Genomic DNA, 22,139 nt, shown 5'->3' with positions numbered 1-22,139 from the left:
GCAATGATCCTCTAATGCAGTCCACAGGATTGCTCGATGTGCAGCACCGCCTCTAGCAGCCGGGGCGCGACTTCGCGTTTCAGCATGTCTTTGCGGAGTCGGTAGGCTGACATCGTGCAGTTGATGGCGACACCTTCGTCGCCGCGGTTGGGTTGGCGGATAGGAACAGCGATCGCGTGCACTTCCTTGTGCCAGTCGCCGGCGCTGTGGCAGTAGCCGTGCGTCTGGAACAGTTTTTCGTCCGCATCAAGGAAAGTGCGTTCGACGGTGAAGCGCGCGGGATCGTCCACTTTGAGCCGATTCAGGATGGCCTGCCGTTCAGCGGCGGGCGCCCCAAGAATCAGCGCCCGCCCGATTGACGAGGGCAGCAGCGGGCGCGTGCTGCCGATGTCGGGCTGATAAATGTTGCCTTGGTCGACACGGCAGGTGTCCAGATACACCACATTGAGGCGGTCGCGCATGCCCAGATTCACCGTGCAGCCGGTCTCGCGAGAGATCTGTTCCATGAAAGGGCGCGCGACCTGGCGGATCCGCATGCTGGCGAGCAGCGGGTAGCCCAGAGAAAGCACGCCGGAGCCAAGCCGGTATTTATGGAACGCCTCGACGTAGCTCAGGTAGCCCAGCATCGTCAGCGTGTAGGTCAGCCGGGAGACGGTGGGTTTGGGCAGGCCGGTGCGGTCGGCGATCTCGCGGTTGCCCAGCATTGGGTCGTTGGGCGTAAAAGCCCGCAGGACGTCCAAGCCGCGCGCCAGATTGTTGGCGAACTGCCGATCTGTGCTCAGGTCCGTCGCGTCTAGTAGGCCGGGAACGGGGGCATCAACAGGGAGGGAGGAAGGGAAGGCGTGCACGCGTCGGTTCATCGGGGTTTTTCGTGTGGCCATGATCTGGTGGTCTCCGTATGGCGGTCAATCTATTGATAACACTGTTTCGCTGTGCGAAATGATCGTTGTCGCCGCCATTCGCGCTCAGGCATAACGGGGCGTACACGGTATCCGCCGTGATCGTCCCCCGCGGAGTGATTCGATTGAACAATGCATCTGACAAGACGTTCCCGGGCGCCCTGCGCGGCGTGCGTATCCTGGACATGGCCACCGTCCTCGCGGCGCCGTTCGCCGCCACACTGTGCGCAGATCTGGGCGCCGACGTGGTGAAACTGGAATTGCCTGATGGCAGCGACCCCCTGCGCAAGCTCGCCCCGGTCAAGGACGGCGTGCCGCTGTACTGGAAAGTTGCTAACCGCGGTAAACGTGGCATTACGCTGGATGTGCGCACCCCGCCTGGCCGTGCGCTGCTGCTGGAGATGTTGGGTGGCTTTGATGTGTTGGTAGAGAATTTCCGTTCAGGTACGCTTGAACGCTGGGGGTTGGATGCGGACACCCTCATGGCCGCCAATCCTCGTTTGATCGTGCTGCGCCTGACGGGGTTTGGCCAGACCGGGCCTTATCGCAGCCGCCCGGGTTTTGCCCGGATCTTCGAGGCCATGAGCGGATTCACCAATCTGGCCGGTGAGCAAGGGGGCATGCCCTTACACATGAATTTTCCCGTGGGCGATGTGGTGGCGGGCTTGTTCGGCGCGTTCGCGATCGTGGCCGAGGTGGCCAGGCTGCGGGCTGATACCGATGGCCACGGCGCCGAGATTGACCTGTCGGCGACAGAAGCGCTGTTCCGCTTGCTGGATCCGCTGGCCGTCGAATTCGAACAGCAAGGCACGGTGCGTGCGCGCAATGGCAATTTGGCCAGTTACACAGCACCCTCCAATATGTACTGCAGCGCGGATGGCGTGCATTTCACGCTGGTGGCCTCGTCCAATCCGATCTTCGCGCGGTTGTGCGCGGCGTTGGGCATGAGGGATCTGGCAGAGGACCCGCGCTTTGCCAGCAACGTGGAGCGGGTAGCCCATTGTGCCGAGCTGGATGCCACGTTGGCGACCTGGTTCGGCGGCCAACTGTATACGCGGATCGTTGGCGTCTTGGACGCAGCGGAAGTTCCCTACAGCAAGACCTATACCATCGTGGATATCCTGGCGGATCCGCAGTTCCAGGCGCGCGAGGCGATCATTCGCCTGCCAGACCCGGAGTTGGGCTCGGTGCCCGCCCCTTGCGTGGTGCCGAGAGTGACGGGCAGGGTGTGCGCCACGCCACGCACCGGACCGGAGGTGGGCGAGCATAACGCCCAGGTGTACGGGGAATTCGGCCTGGATGACTCGGCACTGCGGCGGCTGCGTGCGGCGGGGGTGATCTAGCCCTGTTCCCGACCCCATGTCGAGACACCGCGTTGCGCGCACGACGGCGAGGGATTACGCTAGGCAGCCTTGCCGTGGAGGGTGCCGGATGATCCGGGGCCGAGGAGCCCGGGGCGAAGACTCGATGTCCAAGGATAGATAAAGGATGATGCTGGGGGGCAAGCAAGCCGCAAGTCGGCTGTTCGGATCATGGGTGAACGATGTCAATAAGTTGACGTTGCGCGCCGACTTGTCGGCAGGCCTGCTGGGGGCGCTGCTGGTGTTGCCGCAAGGGGTGGCGTTTGCCACGTTGGCCGGACTGCCTGCGGAATACGGCCTTTACTCCGCTATCGTTCCCTGTATCGTCGCGGCGCTGTTCGGATCCAGCCGGCATGTCATGTCGGGCCCCACCAATGCTAACTCGCTGGCGCTGTTCGCCGTGCTGACGCCGTTGGCCGCCGCGGGCAGCCCCGCCTATATACAGCTGGCGCTGGCGGTGACCGTGTTGGTCGGCATCATGCAATGGCTGGTGGGCGTGCTGCGCCTGGGTTCGCTGGCGCATTTCATTTCACCTTCGGCCCTGTTCGGCTTTACCAGTGGCGCGGCGCTGTTGATCGCGGTGCACGCCTTGAAAGATGCGCTGGGCTTGCCGTCGCCGGCTTCGCATGGAGCGGGCGCGCTGCTGGTAAGCGTCGGCACGCATATCGGCGATGTGCATCAAGGGGCCTTACTGGTGACGCTGGTCACGCTGGGCGTGGCGTTGCTGGTGCGCCGGCTGGACAAGCGCAAGCCCTACATGTTGCTGGGATTGGTGGCGGGGGCGCTGGCGGCGGCCGCCTTCAACCACTGGGCCGTGGCGCCCGGCGCAACGCCCGTGTCGGTCGTCGGGGCCATCGCCCAGCCCTGGCCGCCGTTCCATGTGCCCAGCGTGGATTGGCGCACACTGCCCGATCTGCTCAGCCTGGCGTTCGCGCTGACGATCGTGGCGCTGGCGCAATCCATCTCCATCGCCAAGGCGGTCGCGACGCGCTCGGGTCAGCGCATCGACGCCAATCGGGAATTCACCGGGCAGGGACTGTCGAACATCGTGGGCGGGTTTTTCTCTTGCTATCTGTCTTGCGGATCGTTGAACCGGTCCGTGCCCAATTTCGAGGCGGGTGCAAAGACGCCGCTGGCCGCTGTCTTTTCCGCGGTGCTGCTGGTGGTGCTGGTGGCGTTGTCGGCGCCATTGCTGGCAATGATCCCCAACGCGGCGATCTCGGGCTTGTTGCTGCTGGTGGCGTGGACGTTGCTGGATATTCCACGTTGGCGCCAATTGATCCGCATGCAGCCGGGGGAATGCGCCATTGCCGGCGCCACGCTGGCCGCCACGGTCACCATCCGCATGGAAGTGGCGATTCTGTTGGGGACGGTGTTGTCGCTGATGGCGTATCTGCACCGCACGTCGCGGCCGGCCATGCGCACGATGGGCTTCGATTCCCGAGGGCTGGACCGGCGCTTCGTCGTGCTGGAGCATCAAGAGGACGCCTTGCCGGAGTGTCCGCAATTGAAGTTACTGCGCATGGAAGGCTCGATTTACTTCGGCGCGGCGGCCCACGTGGCCCAGCGGCTGCACGAGCTGCGGGCGGCGCCCGATGCGCCACGCCACTTGCTGGTGATGGCCAAAAGCATGAACTTCATCGATCTGGCCGGCGCGCAGGTGTGGGAAGACGAACTGGCCGCGCGGCGCGCGATGGGCGGCGACTTGTATTTCCATCGGCCGCGGCCGGAAGTGCTGGATATGTGGCGCCGCACGGGCTTTCTGGATCGTCTGGGCGCAGACCATATTTTTCCGGACAAGGCCACGGCGCTGCACACCATCTATGCCAAGCTGGATCCCGCCATCTGCGCGGGCTGCAAGGCCCGGATTTTCTGGGAATGCCAGCCGCAGAGCCCGCAAAGCGAGCACTGACCGCGACGCGCTCCGCCTGATTCGGCGGGCTTCGCGTGGCTTCATGGACCCATCAGGGGGCTTCCGTGCCCAGATAGGCCGCGCGGACCCGCGGGTCCGCCGCGATGGCGGCGGGCTCGCCTTCCGCCATCAAGGCACCACGCACCAGGACGGCGATGCGGTCGGCATGTTTGAACACCACGTCCAGACTGTGCTCGGTGAACAGCACCGCGATGCGTTGCGTGTCGGCCAGTTGGCGCGTCAGCCGCATCAGCGCGTGCCGCTCGTTCGTGGCCATCCCTGCCGTGGGCTCGTCCATCAGCAGCAGGCGCGGCTGGTGCGCTAGCGCCATCGCCAATTCGACCCGTTTGACGTCGCCGTAAGCCAGCGTGCCGCAGGCGGCATCCGCCTTATCCGCCATTTGCACTTGCGAGAGCAGGGCCATGGCCTCGTCGACGGCGTGGCGGCTGGCGCGACGCCACGGATTGAACAGCAGACGGTCCCGCGATAGCAGGGCCGTCTGCACGTTTTCGCGCACGGTCATCGAGCGGAAGGTCGCGGCGGTCTGGAAGGTGCGGCCCACGCCCAACCGGCAGATCTTACCGGCGGACAGGCCTATCAGTTCACGCCCGTCCAGCCGCACCGATCCGGCGTCCGGGCGAAGTTGTCCGCCCAGCACGTTGAAGCAGGTGGACTTGCCCGCGCCATTCGGGCCGATCAGCGCAAGCATCTTGCCGGCTTCCAGCGTGAACGACACGTCGGCCAGCGCATCGATGCCACCGAACGATTTGCGCAGCGACTCGACCTGAAGCAAGGCGGGCGACGGGGTCATGCGCGCCTCTTTTGCAATCGCACCGCGGCGCCCGCCAAGCCTTCCGGAAACGCCAAGACCAGCGCCAGGATAGCCAGGCCCAGCACGGCGTGCCAATACTCGGTGCTGCGCGCCGCCACATCTTGCAGCCAGGTGTAGGCCGCGGCGCCCGCCAGGGGGCCCGCGAGCGTCTGCAAGCCGCCCAGCAGCACCATGACCAGCCCGTCCACCGAGCGGCTGACGGCCAGCACGTCGGGCGCGATGCTGCCTTTGGAAAACGCGTACAGCGAACCTGCCAGCCCCGCAGCGAAGGACGCGGCGACAAAGCCCGCCCACTGCACGCGCCGGGTCTCCATGCCCAGCGCTTCGGCGCGCATGGCGGAATCGCGCACCCCGCGCAGGGCATAACCCAGCGGCGAAAACGCCAGGCGCCGCAGCCAGGCGATGCCCGCCGCGCACAAGGCCAGGGTTGCGTAATAGAACCACGGGCCTTGCGCCAGCCAGGACGAAGGCCACAAGCCGATCAAGCCGTTGCTGCCGCCGGTCACGTCGTCCCACTGGTAGGCGAGCGCCCACAGGATCTGCGCTACGGCCAGCGTCAGCATTGCCAGGTACACGCCGGACAGGCGCACGGAGAACCAGCCGAACAGCAGCGCGCCGAAGGCGGCGGCGAAGGGGCCCAGCAACAACGCGGCCTCCATCGGCACGGCGGCCAGTTTCAATAGCAACGCGGCGCCGTAGGCGCCCAGGCCGAACCAGGCGGCATGGCCGAAAGACGTCATGCCGGCCAGGCCGGTCAGAAAATGCAGGCTGGCCGCGAACAGCGCGGCGATCAGGATCTCGGTCATCAGGATGCCCAGATACGGCCACTGCAGCGCGGCGACGGGCACCAGCGCCAATAGAACCAGCAGCAATCCGTAAGCCAGGCGCAGCTTTCTGCCGGCAGGCGCGATGGGGCGTTCCGGTGCGCCGCCGTGCGAGGCGCGCGCTGGGGCTTTGCCCAACAGGCCCCACGGCCGCACCACCAGCACCACGGCCATCACCGCAAACTCGGCCAGTAGTGTCAGTTTCGACAGGTTGAACATCCACGGGCCGATCTGGACCTGCCCCAGGAAGACGAACACGGCTTTGACCGAGCAGATGAGCAGGGCGGCCAAGAAGGCGCCGGGTATCGAACCCAGGCCGCCCACCACCACCACCACGAAGGCGCTGGCGATGATCTCCAGGTCCAGGCCCAGGGTGGCCGGCACGCGGGGGGCGGCCAAGGCGCCGCCCAAGCCTGCCAGGAATGCCCCCAGCGTGAAGGCGGACGTGAACAGCCAAGCCTGGTTCACGCCCAGCGCGGCCAGCATGTTGCGATTTTCAGATGCCGCGCGCAGCAGCCGCCCCCAGCGCGTGCGCATCAGCAGCAGCCACAGCAGACCCAGCACCACGGGCCCGGCCGCGATCAGCAGCAGGTCGTATTGCGGATAGCGGCGGCCCAGGATCTGCACCGCGCCGGACAGGCCGGGCGCGCGCGCGGCGAACAAGTCTTCCGGTCCCCAGATGGCCAGCGCGGCATCGCCGATGATGAGCACCAGCGCGAACGTGGCCAGCAATTGGAACAGTTCGGGCGCCTGGTACAGGCGCTTTAGCACCAACCATTCGGCGGCGGCGCCGATCAAGCCCGTGGCCAGCGCCGCCAGCAGCAGGCCGGCCCAGTAACCGGCGCCGTCTCCGAAATACGTGGTGAAGGTCCATGCCAGGTAGATGCCCAGCATGTAGAACGACCCGTGGGCGAAGTTCACCACGCGGGTCACGCCGAAAATCAACGACAGGCCCGCCGCGACCAGGAACAAGGCGCTGGCGTCGGCCAGGCCGTTGAGCAACTGCGACAGCAGCCCAGACAGGCTCATCAGTGCGCCGGACGCATCTTGCGGACCTGTTCATCGGGCGGTTGCAAACGCGCGCCGTCGATGTAGGTGAAGTCCTTCATGATGCCCTTGCCGTCTTCGACGGCGGTGACGCCCACGTAGACGCCCATCGTCGACTGGTGGTCGATCTTGCGGTATTGGATGGGTCCGTAGGGCGTGTCCACCTTCAGGCCCGCGAACGCGTCGACGAGCTTTTCGGTGTCCACCGCGCCGGCGGCCTTCAAGCCCTGGGCAATCGACATCAGCGACGCGTAGCCCACCACCGAGCCCACTTTGGGCGTTTCGTTGTAGCGCTTCTTGTAGGCGTCGACAAAGGCATTGTTAGCCGGGGTGTCGATGGCGTACCAGGGGTAGCCGGTGACGATCCAGCCCGTTGGCGTGTCGGCGCCCAGCGGTTCCAGGTATTCGGGTTCGCCCGACAGCACGGACACCACCGCGCGATTTTCGAACAGGCCGCGCGTATTGCCTTCGCGGACGAAACGGGTCAGGTCGGCGGCGAACAGTACGTTGAAGATGGCGTCGGGTTTGGCGTCGGCCAGGGCCTGCACGACGGCGCCGGCGTCTACCTTGCCAAGCGGCACGGCTTGTTCGGCCACGAATTCCACGTCGGACTGGAAGGACTTCATCATGGCCTTGAATGTGGCCACGGCGGATTGCCCGTACTCATAGTTGGGGTAGACGATGGCCCAGCGTTTCTTGCGCAAGGCCAGTGCCTTGGGCGCCAGTGCCGCGACGTGCATCCAGGTCGAGGGGCGCAACCGGTAGGTGTAGCGGTTACCTTCCTGCCAGGTGATCTTGTCGGTCAGGGGCTCGGCCGCCAGGAAGAACACTTGTTGCTGCTTGGCGAAGTCGGTCAGGGCCAGTCCGGTATTGGAAAGGAAGCCGCCGAACAGCAGTTCCACTTTCTCGCGCGCCAGCAGTTCCTGGGCGGCACGCACCGAATCGCCGGGGTTGCCGTTGTCGTCGCGCGAGATGACCTCGAGCTTCCTTCCCAGCACACCGCCGTCGGCGTTGACCTGCTCCAGCGCCAGCTGCCAGCCTTTCTTGTACGGACCCAGGAAGGCCGGGATAGCCTTGTAGCTGTTGATTTCGCCAATGCGTATCGGCGGCTCTTTGTCTTTGGCGGCGGCAGCGGTGACCGGAGTCAGCGCCAGGGCCAAAAGCGCGGGCGCGAATGCGCGGCGCAGCAGGGTAAGGCTGGGACGAAGCATGGCAGGGGTATCGCAGGCAAGAGGGATCGGGCGTCGCCGCGCGGCACGGGGCACTGCGGGTTGCGGCCAATTGAAACACGCGCCTTTGCTGCGCGGCAATAGACGGTTCCCCTCCCGGGGCGGGCCCGTGACGGCGGCCCCATGCAAAAAGCCCTGCAAGGCAGGGCTTTCTGGGACTCACCAGAATACCGGCTGAATTACTTCAGCTTGGTTTCCTTGTAGTCAACGTGCTTGCGAGCGACCGGATCAAATTTCTTGATCAGCATCTTTTCGGGCATGTTGCGCTTGTTCTTGGTGGTCGTGTAGAAATGACCCGTGCCGGCAGTCGACTCGAGCTTGATCTTTTCGCGGATACCTTTAGCCATGTCGTGCTCCTAGTATGGTGATTGTAGGGGGCGCCGATTAGGCGGCTTCGCCACGGGCACGCATGTCGGCCAGGACGGCGTCGATGCCGTTCTTGTCGATCGTGCGGATGGCCTTGGCCGAAACACGCAGACGAACCCAGCGGTTTTCGCTTTCAACCCAGAACCGGCGCGATTGCAGGTTCGGCAGGAAGCGACGCTTGGTCTTGTTGTTTGCGTGCGAAACATTGTTGCCCACCATCGGGCCTTTGCCGGTCACTTGGCATACGCGTGCCATGGATGCACCTCTTTATGTCGTTCTTTTCGCGCATCGCTTGGGGGGTAGACAGGGTTTTAGCCGCCGGGCTGTGTGGGAAAGCGCAATGTGTTGCCTTTGCGCTGCCTTTGCCGGCCACCCAGTCTTAGTGGATGAGGGGGATCGGATCCGCCCGTGCTTATACCCGCTGCCTGCCACCCGCTGAAATCCCTGCTTGGAATTCTTGTCGAATTCCTTGGGCCGGATTCCTCAACGCTACGCGGTTGGGGTCAGAGTGCTGCACTACAAAGCATAGTAGTCCAGCACGGGAAACTTCATGTGAAGACGTAGATTCTAATACGAAAAAGCCAAGTAAATCAAGCGGCCACGCTTATGACGTGTGCGACCGCGCTACACGGCCCGATATCCAGGACAAGCAGGCGCACGTGGCCAGCGTGGTGGTCAGGGGCAGGGCGCTGTCCGTCTGCCAGGCGCTGACGGCGAATCCGGCCAACGCGCCGCAGGACAATTGCAGTGTCCCCAATAAGGCCGAGGCCGCCCCCAGGCGCTTGCCCTGGTCCGATAGCGCCAACGCCGCCGAGTTCGGGTTCACGAAGCCCTGGCTGCCCATGTAGCCGATCAGGCACAGCATCAGCAGCGGCAGCGTCATCCAGCCAGCCAGCGTCAGCGCCACGGCCGCGAGGCTTGCGATCGCCAGCGAGGTAAGGGCTTTGCGTTGCAGCTGGCGCGGCTGATAGGTGCGCAGCAGGCGGGCGCTGATTTGCGAGCAGATGATGAGCGACAGCGCGTTGGTGCCGAAGAGCAGGCCGTAGTATTGGGGCGGCACGCCGTAGAGTTCGATGAAGACGCGCGGCGATCCGATGATGTAGGCGAACATGCCGGCCTGGCCGAAGCCGCCCGCAAGGCTGTGCGCCATGAAGCCGCGATGCGCGAAAAGGTCGCGGTAGTTGCGCAGGATGGTGCTCCAGCGCAGCGGCACGGCGCGCTCGGGCGCCAGCGATTCCTTCATGATCTTCGCCACCGCCAGCATCAGCATGGCGCCGCCGGCCAGCATGATCCAGAACAGGCTGCGCCAGGAAGCAAAGGCCAGCAACTGACCGCCGGCAAGCGGCGCCAGAATCGGGGCCAGGCCCATGATCAGCATCAGCAGCGACATCGCGCGGGCTGCTTCATGGGTTTCATAGTGGTCGCGGATGACCGCGCGCGGAATCACGATGCCGGCTGCGCCGCCCATCGCCTGCACGACGCGCCAGCCAGTCAGCGCTTCGACGGAGCCCGACAGGGCGCAGCCCAACGACGCCACCATGAAAAGCGCCAAGCCCACCATCAACGGCGGCTTGCGGCCGAAGCGGTCGGCCATGGGGCCGTAGAACACTTGCGCCAGCGCCAGCCCGATCAGGTAGGCCGCCAGCGTGCGTTCGACGTCGCCGCGCGGCACGCCCAGGTTCGCCGCGATCGTCGGGAACGCGGGCAAATACATGTCGATGGCGAAGGGGCCGATCGCCGTCAGCGCGCCCATGAGAATGAGCCAACCAGGCAGGCTGCTGCGGGAAAGGGGTGTTGGGGGCATCGTGGTCGCGGTAAAACGCAGAGACAGGGCGCGCGCATGCGTTTTGTTGCAGGTTTTGCGCCAAGCCAGCGACTGTATCACGGGTAAGCTGACACGCAAATTTCAGCTGTTTTCCGATACAGTCGTTAGCGTCCGTAGCGTATCCAGAGGAGAAGCCGTGAATCCTTTGTTGTCTGTCGTGGAACGCAAGCTTGAGGCCTTGCCCGTCCCTGTCCAACTTGTGCTGCCGGACGGCGCCGTGCTGGGGCCGCCTGATCCGCGCGTCCGTTTCGTGACGCACGATAAGGCGGCGCTGGCCCACTTGGCCGAAGGCGCCGTGGGGGTGCTGGGGCAGGACTATGTGGAAGGCCGCATCGATATCGAAGGCAATATGCGCGACGTGATGGCCGCCGCGTCGGCGTTGCTTCCGGGTTCGCCGGTCGATGCGGCGCGGGGCGGTTGGCTGACGGAGCTGGTTCGCAAAGTGGTGTCGGTGTGGCGCCATTCGGTGGAGCGCGATGCCAAGCAGATCGAATTCCATTACGACCTGTCCGACGACTTCTACGCCCTGTGGCTGGACCCGCGCCGCGTCTATTCCTGCGCGTACTACCGCACGCCCGACATGACTCTGGCGCAGGCCCAGGAAGCCAAGCTTGACCATATCTGCCGCAAGCTGCGATTGCAGTCGGGCGAACGCTTTCTGGACGTGGGGGCCGGCTGGGGCGGGCTGCTGCTGTGGGCCGCCGAAAATTACGGCGTGGACGCCACTGGCATCACGCTGTCGCGCAATCAGCACGCGCACGTCACGAAACTGATTCAGGAAAAAGGTCTGGCTGGCCGGGTCCGCATGGAATTGCTGGACTATCGCAAGCTGGACGAAGCCGCACAGTACGACAAGATCGCGTCGGTCGGCATGTTCGAACATGTGGGCCGCGCGCAACTGGAAGGCTATTTCGCCAAGCTGCGCCGCCTGCTCAAGCCGGGCGGGCTGATCATGAACCACGGCATCACCGCAGCTGGCGTCTATAACCCCGAGCTGGGCAACGGCATGGGCGAATTCATCGAGAAATACATCTTCCCGGGCGGCGAACTGACCCATATCAGCGTGGTCATGGAAGCCATGACCAACGGCGGATTGGAAGAGGTGGACGTGGAGAATCTGCGGCCCCATTACGCGCGCACGTTGTGGGCGTGGAGCGACGCGCTGGAGGCCCGACTGCCGGAGGCGGCGCAGGTGCTGGGCGGGGAGCAAGGCGCCCGTTCGCTGCGGGCATACCGCTTGTACCTGGCTGGCTGCGCCATGGCGTTCGAGCACGGCTGGATTGCCCTGCATCAGACCCTGGGTCAGCTGCCTGCCACGGGCCGGTCCGACGAACTCGACAACCCCGCAGACCTTTCCTACCCCTGGCGGCGCGACTATATGTATGACGGGGCCCGCAAGAGCTGAATTCCAGTTGAATTCATGCCTTTTTTGAGCCGGAAAGCGGGCTTTCCAGCCCGTCTGAAACCGCTAGACTGTACTAATAAGAATAAGATATTTACTAAATGTGTCGTTGCCGAGAAGATGATATTCCCTAGGGAAAATTGGCAATTTTCCTCTGGTCGATCAGGGTTATCCCGTGGCTTTTTGAGCCGTTATGTATCGGTTTTATTCTGGCCCGGGGTTGGGTGCCGCAGTAATTTCGTTTAATATGCTGCCTTCTTCGTTCAGTTTGTTCACTTTCTGCGGGTTTTTAAAAATACCCTTTTGAAGACCTCTGTCTAGCAAGATTCCGCACCGCTTGCGGATCGTCTTGCCGCTAGTGTCGGTTTGTATTGGCGGTTCTGCCCGTCTTCCGCACAACCCCCTTAGCTCCATGGCACTGCCAGGCCAGGCCCGGCGTGTGTCCCTGAACCTATGGAGGCAAAAGCCCAATGCGTTTTACCCCTGTCAAGACCCTGGCCGCCGCGGCCGTTATGTTTGCGTTTGCCGGTGCAGCCCAGGCCGCCGACGCACCGCAATGCGAAATCAAGCGCCCGGTCAATTTCGGCGCCATGAACTGGGAATCCAACCTGGTTCTGGTGGATGTCGAACGTTTCATCATGGAAAAGGGCTACGGTTGCAAGACCGAAACCCTGCCGACGGAAACCCTGCCCGCCCTGGCCGCGCTTGAGCGCGGCGACCTGGATATCAATACCGAGATCTGGCTGAACAGCGTGGCCGATCCCTGGGACCGCGCCGAAAAGACCGGAAAGGTCAAGCGCATCGGCGATCTGTACATGGGCGCCGAGGGCTGGTACATCCCCCGCTACACCGCCGAACGCCTGCCCGAACTGAAGGCCGCAGCCGATCTGCCGAAGTTCAAGGATCAGTTCAAGGACCCGGAAGAGCCCGGCAAGGGCCGCTTCTACGGATGCCCGGCGGGCTGGGGTTGCGAAGTCACCAGCAACAACCTGTTCCATGCCCTGAAGCTGGACGACAGCTACACGCTGTACTCGCCCGGCACGGGCGCGGCGCAGAAAGCGGCGCTGATGTCGGCGTATAAGCGCAAGCAGAACGTTGTCTTCTACTACTGGTCGCCCACGCCACTGGTCGGCGCGATGGACCTGGTCAAGCTGGACATGCCGCCCTATGACGCCGAAAAGCACAAGTGCCTGACGTCGTCCAAGTGCGCCAAGCCCGAGGCCAGCGCCTACCCCGACAATCCCGTCTTCACCGCGGTGAACACCAAGTTCTCCGAAGAAGCGCCCACGCTGACCGCCTTCCTGGCCAAGGTGTCGGTGCCGCTGCCGGTGATCAATGAAACCCTGGCCCACATGGAAGAGTCTGGCGACGATTCCAGCACCGTGGCCAAGTGGTTCCTGAAGAACAAGCCCGACGTCTGGACCAAGTGGGTCCCCGCCGACGTCGCCGGGCGCGTCCAAAGCGCGCTGTAATACATCGTGGTGCAGGCCTCGCGCCGCTTTGGCGCGTGCCGGCCCGGCCTGCTGGAAATGCTCCGGTTTGTCGGGCCGCCTCAAGGGAAAAAGCCCCGTGGCGGGCAAGTTGCCCTGGGCTTTTTCCCCTGGGATGGCTGTTTGCCGGACGCTCGCGTTCGGATGCAAGCTGTTGGCGCCGCCGTCCCGCAGCCTGTTTCCGCCTTGGAAACCGCTTGGCTGCGGAACATCCGGTCTATCGGAACCTCCGGCGGCGACCGCCACCGTAAGCGCCCCAGAATGGAGTCGAAACAATGTTTCCTGAAATTATTCCCGCCCGTCAGGTAAGGGCGGCGATCGACGGGTTCGTCGATCACCTCGTCACCAATTACGCGGACACGCTTGAGACCCTGTCTCAGCCGGTCCTGCACGCCCTGGTGTGGCTTGAACAAGTGTTGCGCAGCTCGCCCTGGTGGGCGGTGGTCGCCGTGACCGTGGCCATCGCGTGGGGCGTCAGCCGCCGCATCGGCCTGAGCCTGGCGATGGGCGCGCTGCTGTGCGTGATCGGCGTGTTGGGCCTGTGGGACGCCGGCATGCAGACGCTGGCGTTGATGATCATGGCGGCCGGCCTGTCGGTGCTGATCGGCATTCCGTTGGGCGTGCTGATGGCGCGGATCAACTGGCTGCGCTCCATCATGTTGCCGGTGCTGGACGTAATGCAGACCATGCCCAGCTTCGTGTACCTGATTCCGGTCGTGATGCTGTTCGGCCTGGGCAAGATTCCCGCCATCATCGCCACGGTGATCTACGCCGTGCCGCCGCTGATCCGCCTGACCGACCTGGGCATCCGCCTGGTCGACCGCGAAGTGCTGGAAGCATCGCGCGCATTCGGCGCGAACCCGCGCCAGCAATTGTTCGGCGTGCAGCTGCCGCTGGCCTTGCCCAACATCATGGCGGGTATCAACCAGACCACGATGATGGCGCTGTCGATGGTGGTGATCGCGTCGATGATCGGCGCGCGCGGCCTGGGCTATGAAGTGTTGCTGGGGATCAACCGTCTGGAAGTGGGCCGCGGCCTGCTGGCAGGTTTGGGTATCGTGGTGCTGGCCGTGCTGTTCGACCGGATCACGCAATCGTATGGACAGCGCATGCGCATGGGAGGCCAGCGATGAGCAAGATCGAGGTCAAGAACATCTACAAGGTCTTCGGTTCGCATCCGAAGAAATGGCTGCAAGCCGCCCAGAACGGCATGAGCAAAGAACAGTTGCTGGCCGAAAGCGGCCACACGCTGGGCCTGCGCGACATCAGCCTGTCGATCGAAGAAGGCAGCATCTACGTCATCATGGGCTTGTCGGGGTCCGGCAAGTCGACGTTGATCCGCCACTTCAACCGCTTGATCGAGCCCAGCGCGGGCCACATCCTGGTGGACGGCGTGGACGTGGTCAGCCTGAACAAGCGCGACCTGGAAGTCTTCCGCCAAAAGAAGATGAGCATGGTGTTTCAGCGCTTCGGCCTGTTCCCGCACCGCACGGTGCTGGACAACGCCGCGTATGGCTTGACCGTGCAGGGCGTGGGCAAGGCGGAACGCGAGAAGCGTGCCCGCGACTGGCTGGAACAAGTGGGTTTGGCCGGCTTTGAAAACCAGTACCCGCATCAACTGTCCGGCGGCATGCAGCAGCGCGTGGGCCTGGCGCGGGCGCTGGCCACCGACGCCGAAATCCTGCTGATGGATGAAGCGTTCTCGGCGTTGGACCCGCTGATTCGCCGCGAGATGCAAGACCAGCTGTTGCAGCTGCAAGCCAAGCTGAACAAGACCATCGTGTTCATCACGCACGATCTGGACGAGGCCCTGCGCCTGGGCAACCGCATCGCCATCCTGAAAGACGGCGAACTGGTGCAGGAAGGCACGCCGGAAGACATTCTGCTGAATCCGGCCAATGACTATGTGCAGTCGTTCCTGCAGGACGTGAACCGCACCAAGGTGCTTAACGCCACGCACGCCGTGAATCCCGCGCGCCTGACCCTGACGATGCGCTCGCGTCCGGCGCATGCGCTGGATCGCATGCGGGCAATGGACTATGAGTACGCGCCCGTGCTGGACGGCAAGCGCCTGGCGGGCGTGCTGACGGCCAAGGCGGCCGAGGAAGCCATTCAGCAGGGTGCGCGCGACGTGTCGCGCTTCGTTGAAGACCTGGCTTCGGTGCCGGCCACGGCGGGCTTGGGCGAGGTGCTGGCGCAACTGGTACACAGCGATCAGCCGGTCGCCGTCACGGGCGAGGATGACGAATTCCTTGGCATGCTGTCGCGCAAGAAGGTCGTGGAACTGGTGACGCCGGCGTTGGCCGAAACGGCGCCGTCGGCCGAAAGCGCCGCCAGCGAACTGGAAGCCCAGCCCGCCCCCGCGCACCGGGGCGAAGCGGCCTGATCGTTTTGGCGCTTTCGTAGGCGTTCGACGCCTGGACTTTGCCCGCCTGCAATCGCTTGCACGCGGGCAAAGTCGCTATATGATGGCTGGCCGGTCATTTCGGCCGGATTCCCGCTATTCGAAAAATCGGAAGCCGCCATGCCAATTTTGAATGTCCAGATCCTGCAAGGCCACTCGGCCGCTCAGAAGGCCGCGCTGTTGAACGCGGTTTCCAACGCCGTCGTGGAAAGCATCGCCGCGCCGCTGCCCAGCGTGCGCATCGTGCTGCAGGAAGTGCCTGCTGAAAACGTGATCGTGGCCGGTGAAATCGGTAAGCGCATGGTGCGCGTGGACGCGGCGCTGATCGAAGGCCGCGACGAAGCCAAGAAAGCCGCGCTGATCGCCGCGGTGAATCAGGCCGTATGCACCAGCATCGATATCTCGGGCGAAGACGTGCGGGTGCTGATCCGCGACGTGCCCAAAGTCGACATGGGTGTGGCCAACGGCATCAGCGCCAAGGCGGCCGGCCGCTGAACGCAGCGGCCGGGGGCCCGGCTCGTTTCGGTCAGTCCAGCTTCACGTTGGCGGCCTTCACGACCTCGCCCCAACGCTTGATCTCGCTCTGGATGTAGGCGCCGTATTCCTGCGGTGTTGATCCCAATGCCTGCGCACCTTGTGCCTTGAGTTGTTTCTGCATCTCGGGCGATTGCAGCGCGCGGAGGATTTCGGTGTTCAACCGCTTGATCACCGGCGCCGGCGTGCCGGCCGGGGCCACCACGCCTTGCCATGCGCCCATCTCGAAACCCGGAGCGACCGTTTCGGCCACCGTCGGGACATCGGGTAACTGGGGGCTGCGGGCGGCGCTGGTGACGGCCAGCGCGCGCAACTTGCCTTCGCGGATGAAACCGAGCGAGTCATTCAGCGTGTTGGTCATCATTTGCACTTGTCCGCCGACCAGGTCCGTCATGGCGGGCGCACTGCCGCGGTAGGGCACGTGCACCGCGTCGATGTCCAGCGAACGCAACAGCAGCAGCGCGCCCAGGTGCGTGACGTTACCCGCGCCCGCCGAAGCATAGGAAAGCTTGCCGGGATGCCGGCGCGCGTAGTCGGCGAACGCCTGGACGCTGTCCGCGGGCACGGACGGATGCACCAGCAGCACCAGCGGGATGACCGCCGTGCTGGACACCGGGGTGAAATCCTTGACCGGGTCGAATGCCAGTGACCGGTAGAGGTTCGGGCTGAGCGCAATGGACGACGTGTTGTACAGCACGGTGTAGCCATCGGGCTTGGCGGCCGCTGCATATTGCATGCCGATGTTGCCGTTGGCGCCGCCCTTGTTCTCTACCAATACGGTCTGGCCCAACTGTTCGGTCAATTGTTTGGCCAGCACTCTGGCCACCAGGTCGGTCGGGCCGCCGGGCGGGAAAGGCACCACCATTGTGATCGGGCGTTCGGGCCATGCCGCGCGTGCGCCCGTGGCGCCTCCCAGCGCCAGGATGGCCAGGCCGGCCGCAAGCAATGCTCTTTTCATGGTTTGTCTCCTTGTGTCTTATCGGTGGCGTATCGCCGCCGGGTGGCAGCGCCCTCGTTGCGGGGCGCTTTGTTGCCGGGTGCGGATTCAGGCCGGCCGGCCGGCCAGCATGCGCGTGGCCGTGTAGGCCATCACGGACGTGCCGTGCTGGTTGCGGACGTCGATGGCGGACGTGACCACCGCCCGGTTGTGCTGCGAGGTCGGGCGTATGCCTGTCACCTCGATTTCGGCCCAGACGGTGTCGCCCGCCACAACGGGCGCCAGCATCTTCTTATGGACTTCCAATAGCGCCAGGCCAGTGCCCTGGACCATGCCTTGCATGATCAGCCCTTCGATCAGGCCATAGGTCAACCCGCCGGGGGCGGGGCGGCCCGGTATCGCGCCGTGCGCGTAGGTGGCGTCGATGAAGATCGTTTCCAGCATGCCGGTGACGCTGATGAAATTCACGATGTCGGTCTCGGTCACCGTGCGGCGGAAAGTACGGAAGCGCTGGCCCACGGCCAGGTCCTGCCAGTAATAGCCCTGGCCGAGTTGCGCGATGGGGGCGGCGTTGCGGTCTGTGGTCATGCGGGGTCCTTGCGGTTGTCGATGTGCGGGGAAGGTGCAACCCGGGCCGCGCCGGTATCCAGCAGCGCGGCGATCCGGGCCTCATCCAGGCCGGCCTGGCGCAGCACGTCCAGGGTGTGTTCGCCCAGGCGCGGCGGTATGGCGGCGGGTACATGGGAATGCTGCAGGCGCACGGGGTTGCGCGGAAAGCGGTAGTGGCTGCCCGATGCGCTTTCGAGGGCCGTGAAGAAGTCCACGCTGCGCAGGTGCGGGTCGGCCTCCAGATCCTGCAGGCGGTTGATCGGCGCGGCAGGGATCTCCAGCCGTTCGCATAGGGCCAGCCAGTACGCGGTGCCTTGCCGGATGACAATTTCCGCAAGCGATTCGTAGAGCGTCCCGATATGCGCCGTCCGGGCGGAAATGTCGGAAAAACGTGGGTCGTCAGCCAGGTCGGGGCGGTCCACGGCAAGGAAAAAGTTGCGCCAGTGGGTGTCGGTATAGGGCATCAGGCACACGTGGCCGTCGGCCGTCTGGCAGGGCCTGCGCCAGGAAGTGAGCGCACGCGGGTAGCCGGCTTCGCCCGGTTCGTCGGCGAGGTGCCTGCCGTAGTAATGCTCCACCAGCACATAGGACGCCATGCTTTCGAACATGGGGACTTCCAGTTGCTGGCCGCGCCCTGTGCGAGCACGCTGGAACAACGCGGCCAGGATTGCATGCGCGGCAATCAGGCCGCAGGTCTTGTCCGCGGCCACGGTGGGCAGGTAGCGCGGCGTGCCGGTCTGGCGGTCAACCAGATCGGCCACGCCGGACAGGCCCTGGATGATGTCGTCATAGGCCGGGCGGCCTTCGTAGGCGCCGCCTGCGCCGAAGCCGTACAGGCCGGCATACACCAGCCGCGGATTGCGCGCGCACAGCGTGTCGGGGTCCAGCCCCAGCGCGGCCATCTTGGCGGGACGCATGCTGTGCATCAATACATCGGCCTGATCCACCATCGTCAGCAGCGCCTGCCGCGCCGCCGCCTGCTTCAGGTCCAGCACGATGCTGCGCTTGTTGCGGTTCAGGCCCAGGAAAATGGCCGCCATGCCCGGCTCTTGCGAAGGCCCGGTGCGCCGCGTCGAATCGCCGTCGGGCGATTCGATCTTGATGACGTCCGCCCCGTAGTCGGCAAGTATCTGCGAGGCATAGGGGCCGAACACGACGGACGTCAGGTCCAGGATGCGCACGCCGTCCAGCGCGCTGGTGGAAGAATCGGGGAAGGATGTCATGGGGAAATCCTATCGGCGTGTCAGATATCCGTCTAATATGGCTTCGGTATCAAGCGATACGGAATCTGTTATGGCTATTGATCTACGGCACCTTCGGCAATTCGTGACCATTGCCGAACTGGGCAGTTACCGGCGCGCCGCCGACACGCTGCACATCGCGCAGCCGGCGCTGTCGGTGTCGATCCAGAAGCTGGAGCATGCCGTGGGCGTGCCGCTGCTGATTCGCGGCGCCAAAGGCGTCACCACGACGCCCGCCGGAGACGCCTTGATGGCCGACGCCCGCCGCGCGCTGTTTCACGCCGAGCAGGCCCGACAGGCCGCGCGTCGGGTCGCGCTGGGCGAATGGGGCACGTTGCGGCTGGGTTTCGTGGGTTCAGCCACGTACATGCTGCTGCCACGCTGCCTGCCGGCCTTCCGCGCGCAGTACCCCGACGTGCAACTGGACCTGCGCGAGGACAGCACGGTGGGGCTGGTGGCGATGCTGCGCGCCAATGAAATCGATGCGGGCCTGGTGCGGGGACCGTTGGCGGAAGACGCGATGCTGGATTCCTGGGTGGTCGAGCGCGACGATCTGATGCTGGCGGTGCCTGCACGGCATGCGTTGGCCGGCGGCGGGCCGGTTGCCCTGGAACGTGTGCGGTCCGAGAGCTTCGTGCTGTATTCGCCCGCCAAGGTGCCCGGCTTGAATGGCGTGACGCTGGCGCTGTGCCACAAGGCGGGATTCTCGCCACGCATCAGCCAGGAGGCCATCCAGGTGCAGACCTTGGTTAGCCTGGTGGCCAGCGGCATGGGGCTGGCGCTGGTGCCGGGGGTGACACGCGCCTACTCCACGCCGCACGTGGCCTTTGTGCGCCTGACCGACACCGACGCGCGCGGCGCGCTGTCCTTGTCGCTGGTGACGCATCGCGACACCTCGTGCGCATCGGCGCTGAGGCTGCGTGACAGCATGCTGGCGCTGGCGGCCGGCTGAACGGCGGCGGGCGGCGCGCCCGGTTCCGCCCTTGCGCTACTGCATCTTCAGCCCCAGTTCAGCCACGAAGCGTTTCTCTTCGGCCACTTGCCGCACGGCGTAGTCGGTGTAGGCTTTGCTGTCCATCAGCATGTGGGGCTGATCCGCGTTTTCCAGCGCGCGGTTGTAGTCGGGATCGCGCGCCGCGCGGTGGAACGCCTGCTGTAGCACGGCCACCACTTTGGGATCCATGCCCTTGGGGCCGGCGATGCCCACCGGATTGGACGCGACGATGGGGTACCCCAGTTCCGTCAGTGTCGGAACATCCGGCACGCGCTTGGCGCGCGCCTCGCCCATGACTGCCAGCAGGCGCGCCTTGCCGGTATCGATCATCGGCCCCCAGCCCGCGTCGGACACCATCTGGATGTGACCGCCCAGCAGCGCGGTGGTCTCTTCGGCGGCGCCCTTGTAGGGAATGAAGTTGAACTTCACGTTGGTCAGCCGCGACAGACGTTCGATGGCGATGCGCCCGGACCCCCCCGTGCCGGTGCCGCCATAGCTGATCTTCTCGGGGTTCGCGCGCGCGTGCGCGATCAGCTCATCCAACGTTTTCCATGGTGCATCCTGGCGCACGACGATGCCATAGGAATAGGCCGTCATGCAGGCGACATAGGTGAAATCCGTCAGCGGGTCGTAGTTCACCGTTTGCAGGAACGGATAGCGGAACAGCGTGCCCACCACCACTGACACCGTGTACCCGTCGGGCGCGGCGGTCTGGGCCATCGCGGCCGGCCCCAGGGTGCCGCCCGCGCCGGGACGATTGGCGATGATGACGGTTTGACCCAGTTCGCGCGAGGCTGCCACCGCCAGCGCGCGCATCTGCGTGTCCGTCGCGCCGCCTGCGGGGAAGGGCACGATCAGCGTGACCGGGCGCGTGGGGAAGGTGGCGGCGCGCGCGGGGCGGGCAAGCGCCAGCGCGGCGGGCAGGGCCAGCCCCAATTTGAGCAGGCTGCGCCGAGTGGGCAAGGCGGTGTAGCGAGGATGATCGGTCATGATTGTCTCCGTCCTGGTTTTCATGGGCGCTGCGGATTCACCGCCGCGCCTGACGCATCGGCCGTATGTGCCTACCGCGCGATGCCGCGTCCGGTCAGGCTGGCGATGCCGGCGTCGTCGTAACCGGCCTCGCGCAGGATCTGATCGGTATGTTCGCCAGGCAACGGCGCCTGGCGGTGAATGGCGAACTGGAACCCCGACATCTTCACGGGGCTGGCGATGTGCGCGCCCGGCCCGTAAGTCGGGTGTTCGGCGTGATGCACCATGCCGCGTGCGGCGAATTGCGGATGCGCCAGGCTTTCAGACAGTTTCAGCACGGGCGACACGCAGCAGTCGGCGCCCTCCAGCAACGCCAGCCAATGCGCCATCGGCCGCGCGCCGAACAGGCGCTGCAATTCGTCCTTGACGTAAGCCTGCTGCGCAGCGCCGCCCTGGCGATGCAGGGACAGCAGGTCGGGGCGTTCCAGGCGGCGGCACAAGGTGTCCCAGAATTTCGGTTCCAGCGCGGCCACGGCCAGATAGCGTCCGTCTTGCGTGCGGTACTGGCCGTAGCAGGCCAGCGCGCCGGACAGGCTGTCGCCGCCTGCGGGCCGCGTATCGCCCAGGGCATTGAGCGTGGCCAGCGGCACCACGGCGCCGGCCAGCAGGCCGTCGGCGATGGCGATGTCCACATAGCGTCCACGGCCGGTGCGCTGCGCGTCGACCAGCGCCGCCAGAATGCCCATCACGGCGGTCAAGGAACCGCCCAGAATGTCGGCCACGGGAAGATTGGATAGCGCCGGCGCGTCGGGCGCGCACCCCATCTGATCGGCCACGCCGGCGTAGGCCGAGTAGTTCAGGTCGTGGCCGGCGGCGTCGCATTGCGGGCCATTCTGGCCGTAACCGGTGATGCTGCAATACACCAATCGGGGATTGTGCCGGGACAGCGTGGGATAGTCGGCGTTCAGCCGCGCGGCGACGCCCGGTCGGAAGCTCTCGATCACAATGTCTGCGTCGCGGGCCAGCGCGGCCAGCGCCGCCTGGCCGTCGGGGTGTTTCAAATCCAGGCGCAGGCCGCGTTTGTTGCGGTTGCACACCGCGCGCAGCGGGGGCGGCGCATAGTCGCCCGTTCGGGTGTCTTCGATCTTGACGACGTCGGCGCCCAGGTCGGCCAGATACTGCGCGCCCAGCGGGCCGGGCAGCAAGCGCGACAGGTCCAGGACCCTGATGCCCGCAAGCGGGGCGGTGTTCGGCGTATCCAAAG

General features: G+C 65.1%; 20 protein-coding genes. 8 read left to right on the top strand and 12 right to left on the bottom strand.

What is annotated here, in order from left to right:
• Window positions 1-11: 11 nt before the first annotated feature.
• Complete coding sequence (locus ACI0FO_RS10910) at window positions 12-860, bottom strand: IclR family transcriptional regulator (RefSeq protein ID WP_416026619.1); 849 nt, start codon at window positions 858-860, stop codon at window positions 12-14.
• Window positions 861-1,000: 140 nt separating this feature from the next.
• Between ACI0FO_RS10910 and ACI0FO_RS10905 the strand changes: the two genes are divergently transcribed.
• On the top strand, window positions 1,001-2,242 hold the full coding sequence (locus ACI0FO_RS10905) for a CaiB/BaiF CoA transferase family protein (protein WP_416026617.1): 1,242 nt from the start codon (window positions 1,001-1,003) through the stop codon (window positions 2,240-2,242).
• 145 nt (window positions 2,243-2,387) lie between these two features.
• Complete coding sequence (locus ACI0FO_RS10900) at window positions 2,388-4,172, top strand: SulP family inorganic anion transporter (RefSeq protein ID WP_416026549.1); 1,785 nt, start codon at window positions 2,388-2,390, stop codon at window positions 4,170-4,172.
• Between the two features lie 52 nt (window positions 4,173-4,224).
• Here ACI0FO_RS10900 and ACI0FO_RS10895 read toward each other — a convergent pair whose 3' ends face one another.
• The 6 genes from ACI0FO_RS10895 to ACI0FO_RS10870 all read right to left on the bottom strand — a co-directional run bounded on the left by ACI0FO_RS10895 (window position 4,225) and on the right by ACI0FO_RS10870 (window position 10,223).
• Window positions 4,225-4,983, bottom strand: coding sequence for an ABC transporter ATP-binding protein (locus tag ACI0FO_RS10895; protein ID WP_416026548.1), 759 nt, complete (start codon window positions 4,981-4,983; stop codon window positions 4,225-4,227).
• Window positions 4,980-6,857, bottom strand: a complete 1,878-nt coding sequence (locus ACI0FO_RS10890) for an ABC transporter permease (protein WP_416026545.1) — start codon at window positions 6,855-6,857, stop codon at window positions 4,980-4,982. The genes ACI0FO_RS10895 and ACI0FO_RS10890 overlap by 4 nt, the downstream gene beginning before the upstream one ends.
• Window positions 6,857-8,086, bottom strand: a complete 1,230-nt coding sequence (locus ACI0FO_RS10885) for an ABC transporter substrate-binding protein (RefSeq protein WP_416026543.1) — start codon at window positions 8,084-8,086, stop codon at window positions 6,857-6,859. Before ACI0FO_RS10885 ends, ACI0FO_RS10890 begins: the two co-directional genes overlap by 1 nt.
• A gap of 197 nt (window positions 8,087-8,283) precedes the next feature.
• The gene (rpmG, locus tag ACI0FO_RS10880) at window positions 8,284-8,451 is read right to left on the bottom strand and encodes a 50S ribosomal protein L33 (RefSeq protein WP_003810296.1); all 168 of its coding nucleotides are present in this window, start codon (window positions 8,449-8,451) and stop codon (window positions 8,284-8,286) included.
• Window positions 8,452-8,488: 37 nt separating this feature from the next.
• Window positions 8,489-8,725 carry a 50S ribosomal protein L28 gene (rpmB, locus tag ACI0FO_RS10875; RefSeq protein WP_054427120.1) on the bottom strand — a complete coding sequence of 79 codons (237 nt, stop codon included), beginning with the start codon at window positions 8,723-8,725 and terminating at the stop codon, window positions 8,489-8,491.
• A 349-nt stretch (window positions 8,726-9,074) separates the two neighbouring features.
• Window positions 9,075-10,223, bottom strand: a complete 1,149-nt coding sequence (locus ACI0FO_RS10870; protein WP_416026541.1) for a Bcr/CflA family multidrug efflux MFS transporter — start codon at window positions 10,221-10,223, stop codon at window positions 9,075-9,077.
• Window positions 10,224-10,431: 208 nt separating this feature from the next.
• On the opposite strand from ACI0FO_RS10870, the gene ACI0FO_RS10865 reads away from it, so the two are divergent.
• From ACI0FO_RS10865 to ACI0FO_RS10845, 5 genes are all read left to right on the top strand, one after another.
• Window positions 10,432-11,700: a class I SAM-dependent methyltransferase gene (locus tag ACI0FO_RS10865; protein WP_416026539.1), complete on the top strand. Its 1,269-nt coding sequence runs from the start codon at window positions 10,432-10,434 to the stop codon at window positions 11,698-11,700.
• A 467-nt stretch (window positions 11,701-12,167) separates the two neighbouring features.
• Entirely contained in the window at window positions 12,168-13,169 is a 1,002-nt protein-coding gene (locus tag ACI0FO_RS10860; protein WP_416026537.1) for an ABC transporter substrate-binding protein, read from the top strand.
• A gap of 293 nt (window positions 13,170-13,462) precedes the next feature.
• Window positions 13,463-14,320 carry an ABC transporter permease gene (locus tag ACI0FO_RS10855; protein WP_416026535.1) on the top strand — a complete coding sequence of 286 codons (858 nt, stop codon included), beginning with the start codon at window positions 13,463-13,465 and terminating at the stop codon, window positions 14,318-14,320.
• Window positions 14,317-15,573: a quaternary amine ABC transporter ATP-binding protein gene (locus ACI0FO_RS10850; RefSeq protein WP_416026533.1), complete on the top strand. Its 1,257-nt coding sequence runs from the start codon at window positions 14,317-14,319 to the stop codon at window positions 15,571-15,573. The genes ACI0FO_RS10855 and ACI0FO_RS10850 overlap by 4 nt, the downstream gene beginning before the upstream one ends.
• A gap of 138 nt (window positions 15,574-15,711) precedes the next feature.
• Window positions 15,712-16,086 carry a tautomerase family protein gene (locus tag ACI0FO_RS10845; protein WP_416026531.1) on the top strand — a complete coding sequence of 125 codons (375 nt, stop codon included), beginning with the start codon at window positions 15,712-15,714 and terminating at the stop codon, window positions 16,084-16,086.
• A gap of 31 nt (window positions 16,087-16,117) precedes the next feature.
• Here ACI0FO_RS10845 and ACI0FO_RS10840 read toward each other — a convergent pair whose 3' ends face one another.
• From ACI0FO_RS10840 to ACI0FO_RS10830, 3 genes are all read right to left on the bottom strand, one after another.
• Complete coding sequence (locus ACI0FO_RS10840) at window positions 16,118-17,083, bottom strand: Bug family tripartite tricarboxylate transporter substrate binding protein (protein ID WP_416026530.1); 966 nt, start codon at window positions 17,081-17,083, stop codon at window positions 16,118-16,120.
• Between the two features lie 87 nt (window positions 17,084-17,170).
• Window positions 17,171-17,650 carry a MaoC family dehydratase gene (locus ACI0FO_RS10835; protein WP_416026528.1) on the bottom strand — a complete coding sequence of 160 codons (480 nt, stop codon included), beginning with the start codon at window positions 17,648-17,650 and terminating at the stop codon, window positions 17,171-17,173.
• The gene (locus ACI0FO_RS10830) at window positions 17,647-18,894 is read right to left on the bottom strand and encodes a CaiB/BaiF CoA transferase family protein (protein ID WP_416026526.1); all 1,248 of its coding nucleotides are present in this window, start codon (window positions 18,892-18,894) and stop codon (window positions 17,647-17,649) included. Before ACI0FO_RS10830 ends, ACI0FO_RS10835 begins: the two co-directional genes overlap by 4 nt.
• A 70-nt stretch (window positions 18,895-18,964) precedes the next feature.
• Between ACI0FO_RS10830 and ACI0FO_RS10825 the strand changes: the two genes are divergently transcribed.
• The gene (locus tag ACI0FO_RS10825) at window positions 18,965-19,864 is read left to right on the top strand and encodes a LysR family transcriptional regulator (protein WP_416026525.1); all 900 of its coding nucleotides are present in this window, start codon (window positions 18,965-18,967) and stop codon (window positions 19,862-19,864) included.
• A gap of 36 nt (window positions 19,865-19,900) precedes the next feature.
• On the opposite strand, the gene ACI0FO_RS10820 is transcribed toward ACI0FO_RS10825, so the two are convergent.
• Both ACI0FO_RS10820 and ACI0FO_RS10815 read right to left on the bottom strand, forming a co-directional pair.
• Window positions 19,901-20,896 carry a tripartite tricarboxylate transporter substrate binding protein gene (locus tag ACI0FO_RS10820; RefSeq protein WP_416026523.1) on the bottom strand — a complete coding sequence of 332 codons (996 nt, stop codon included), beginning with the start codon at window positions 20,894-20,896 and terminating at the stop codon, window positions 19,901-19,903.
• Window positions 20,897-20,967: 71 nt separating this feature from the next.
• Complete coding sequence (locus ACI0FO_RS10815; protein ID WP_416026521.1) at window positions 20,968-22,137, bottom strand: CaiB/BaiF CoA transferase family protein; 1,170 nt, start codon at window positions 22,135-22,137, stop codon at window positions 20,968-20,970.
• Window positions 22,138-22,139 lie beyond the last annotated feature (2 nt).

Source organism: Achromobacter marplatensis (genome assembly GCF_049060505.1).
GTDB lineage: Bacteria > Pseudomonadota > Gammaproteobacteria > Burkholderiales > Burkholderiaceae_B > Achromobacter > Achromobacter marplatensis_A.
This window is presented reverse-complemented; position numbering and strand designations above follow the sequence as displayed.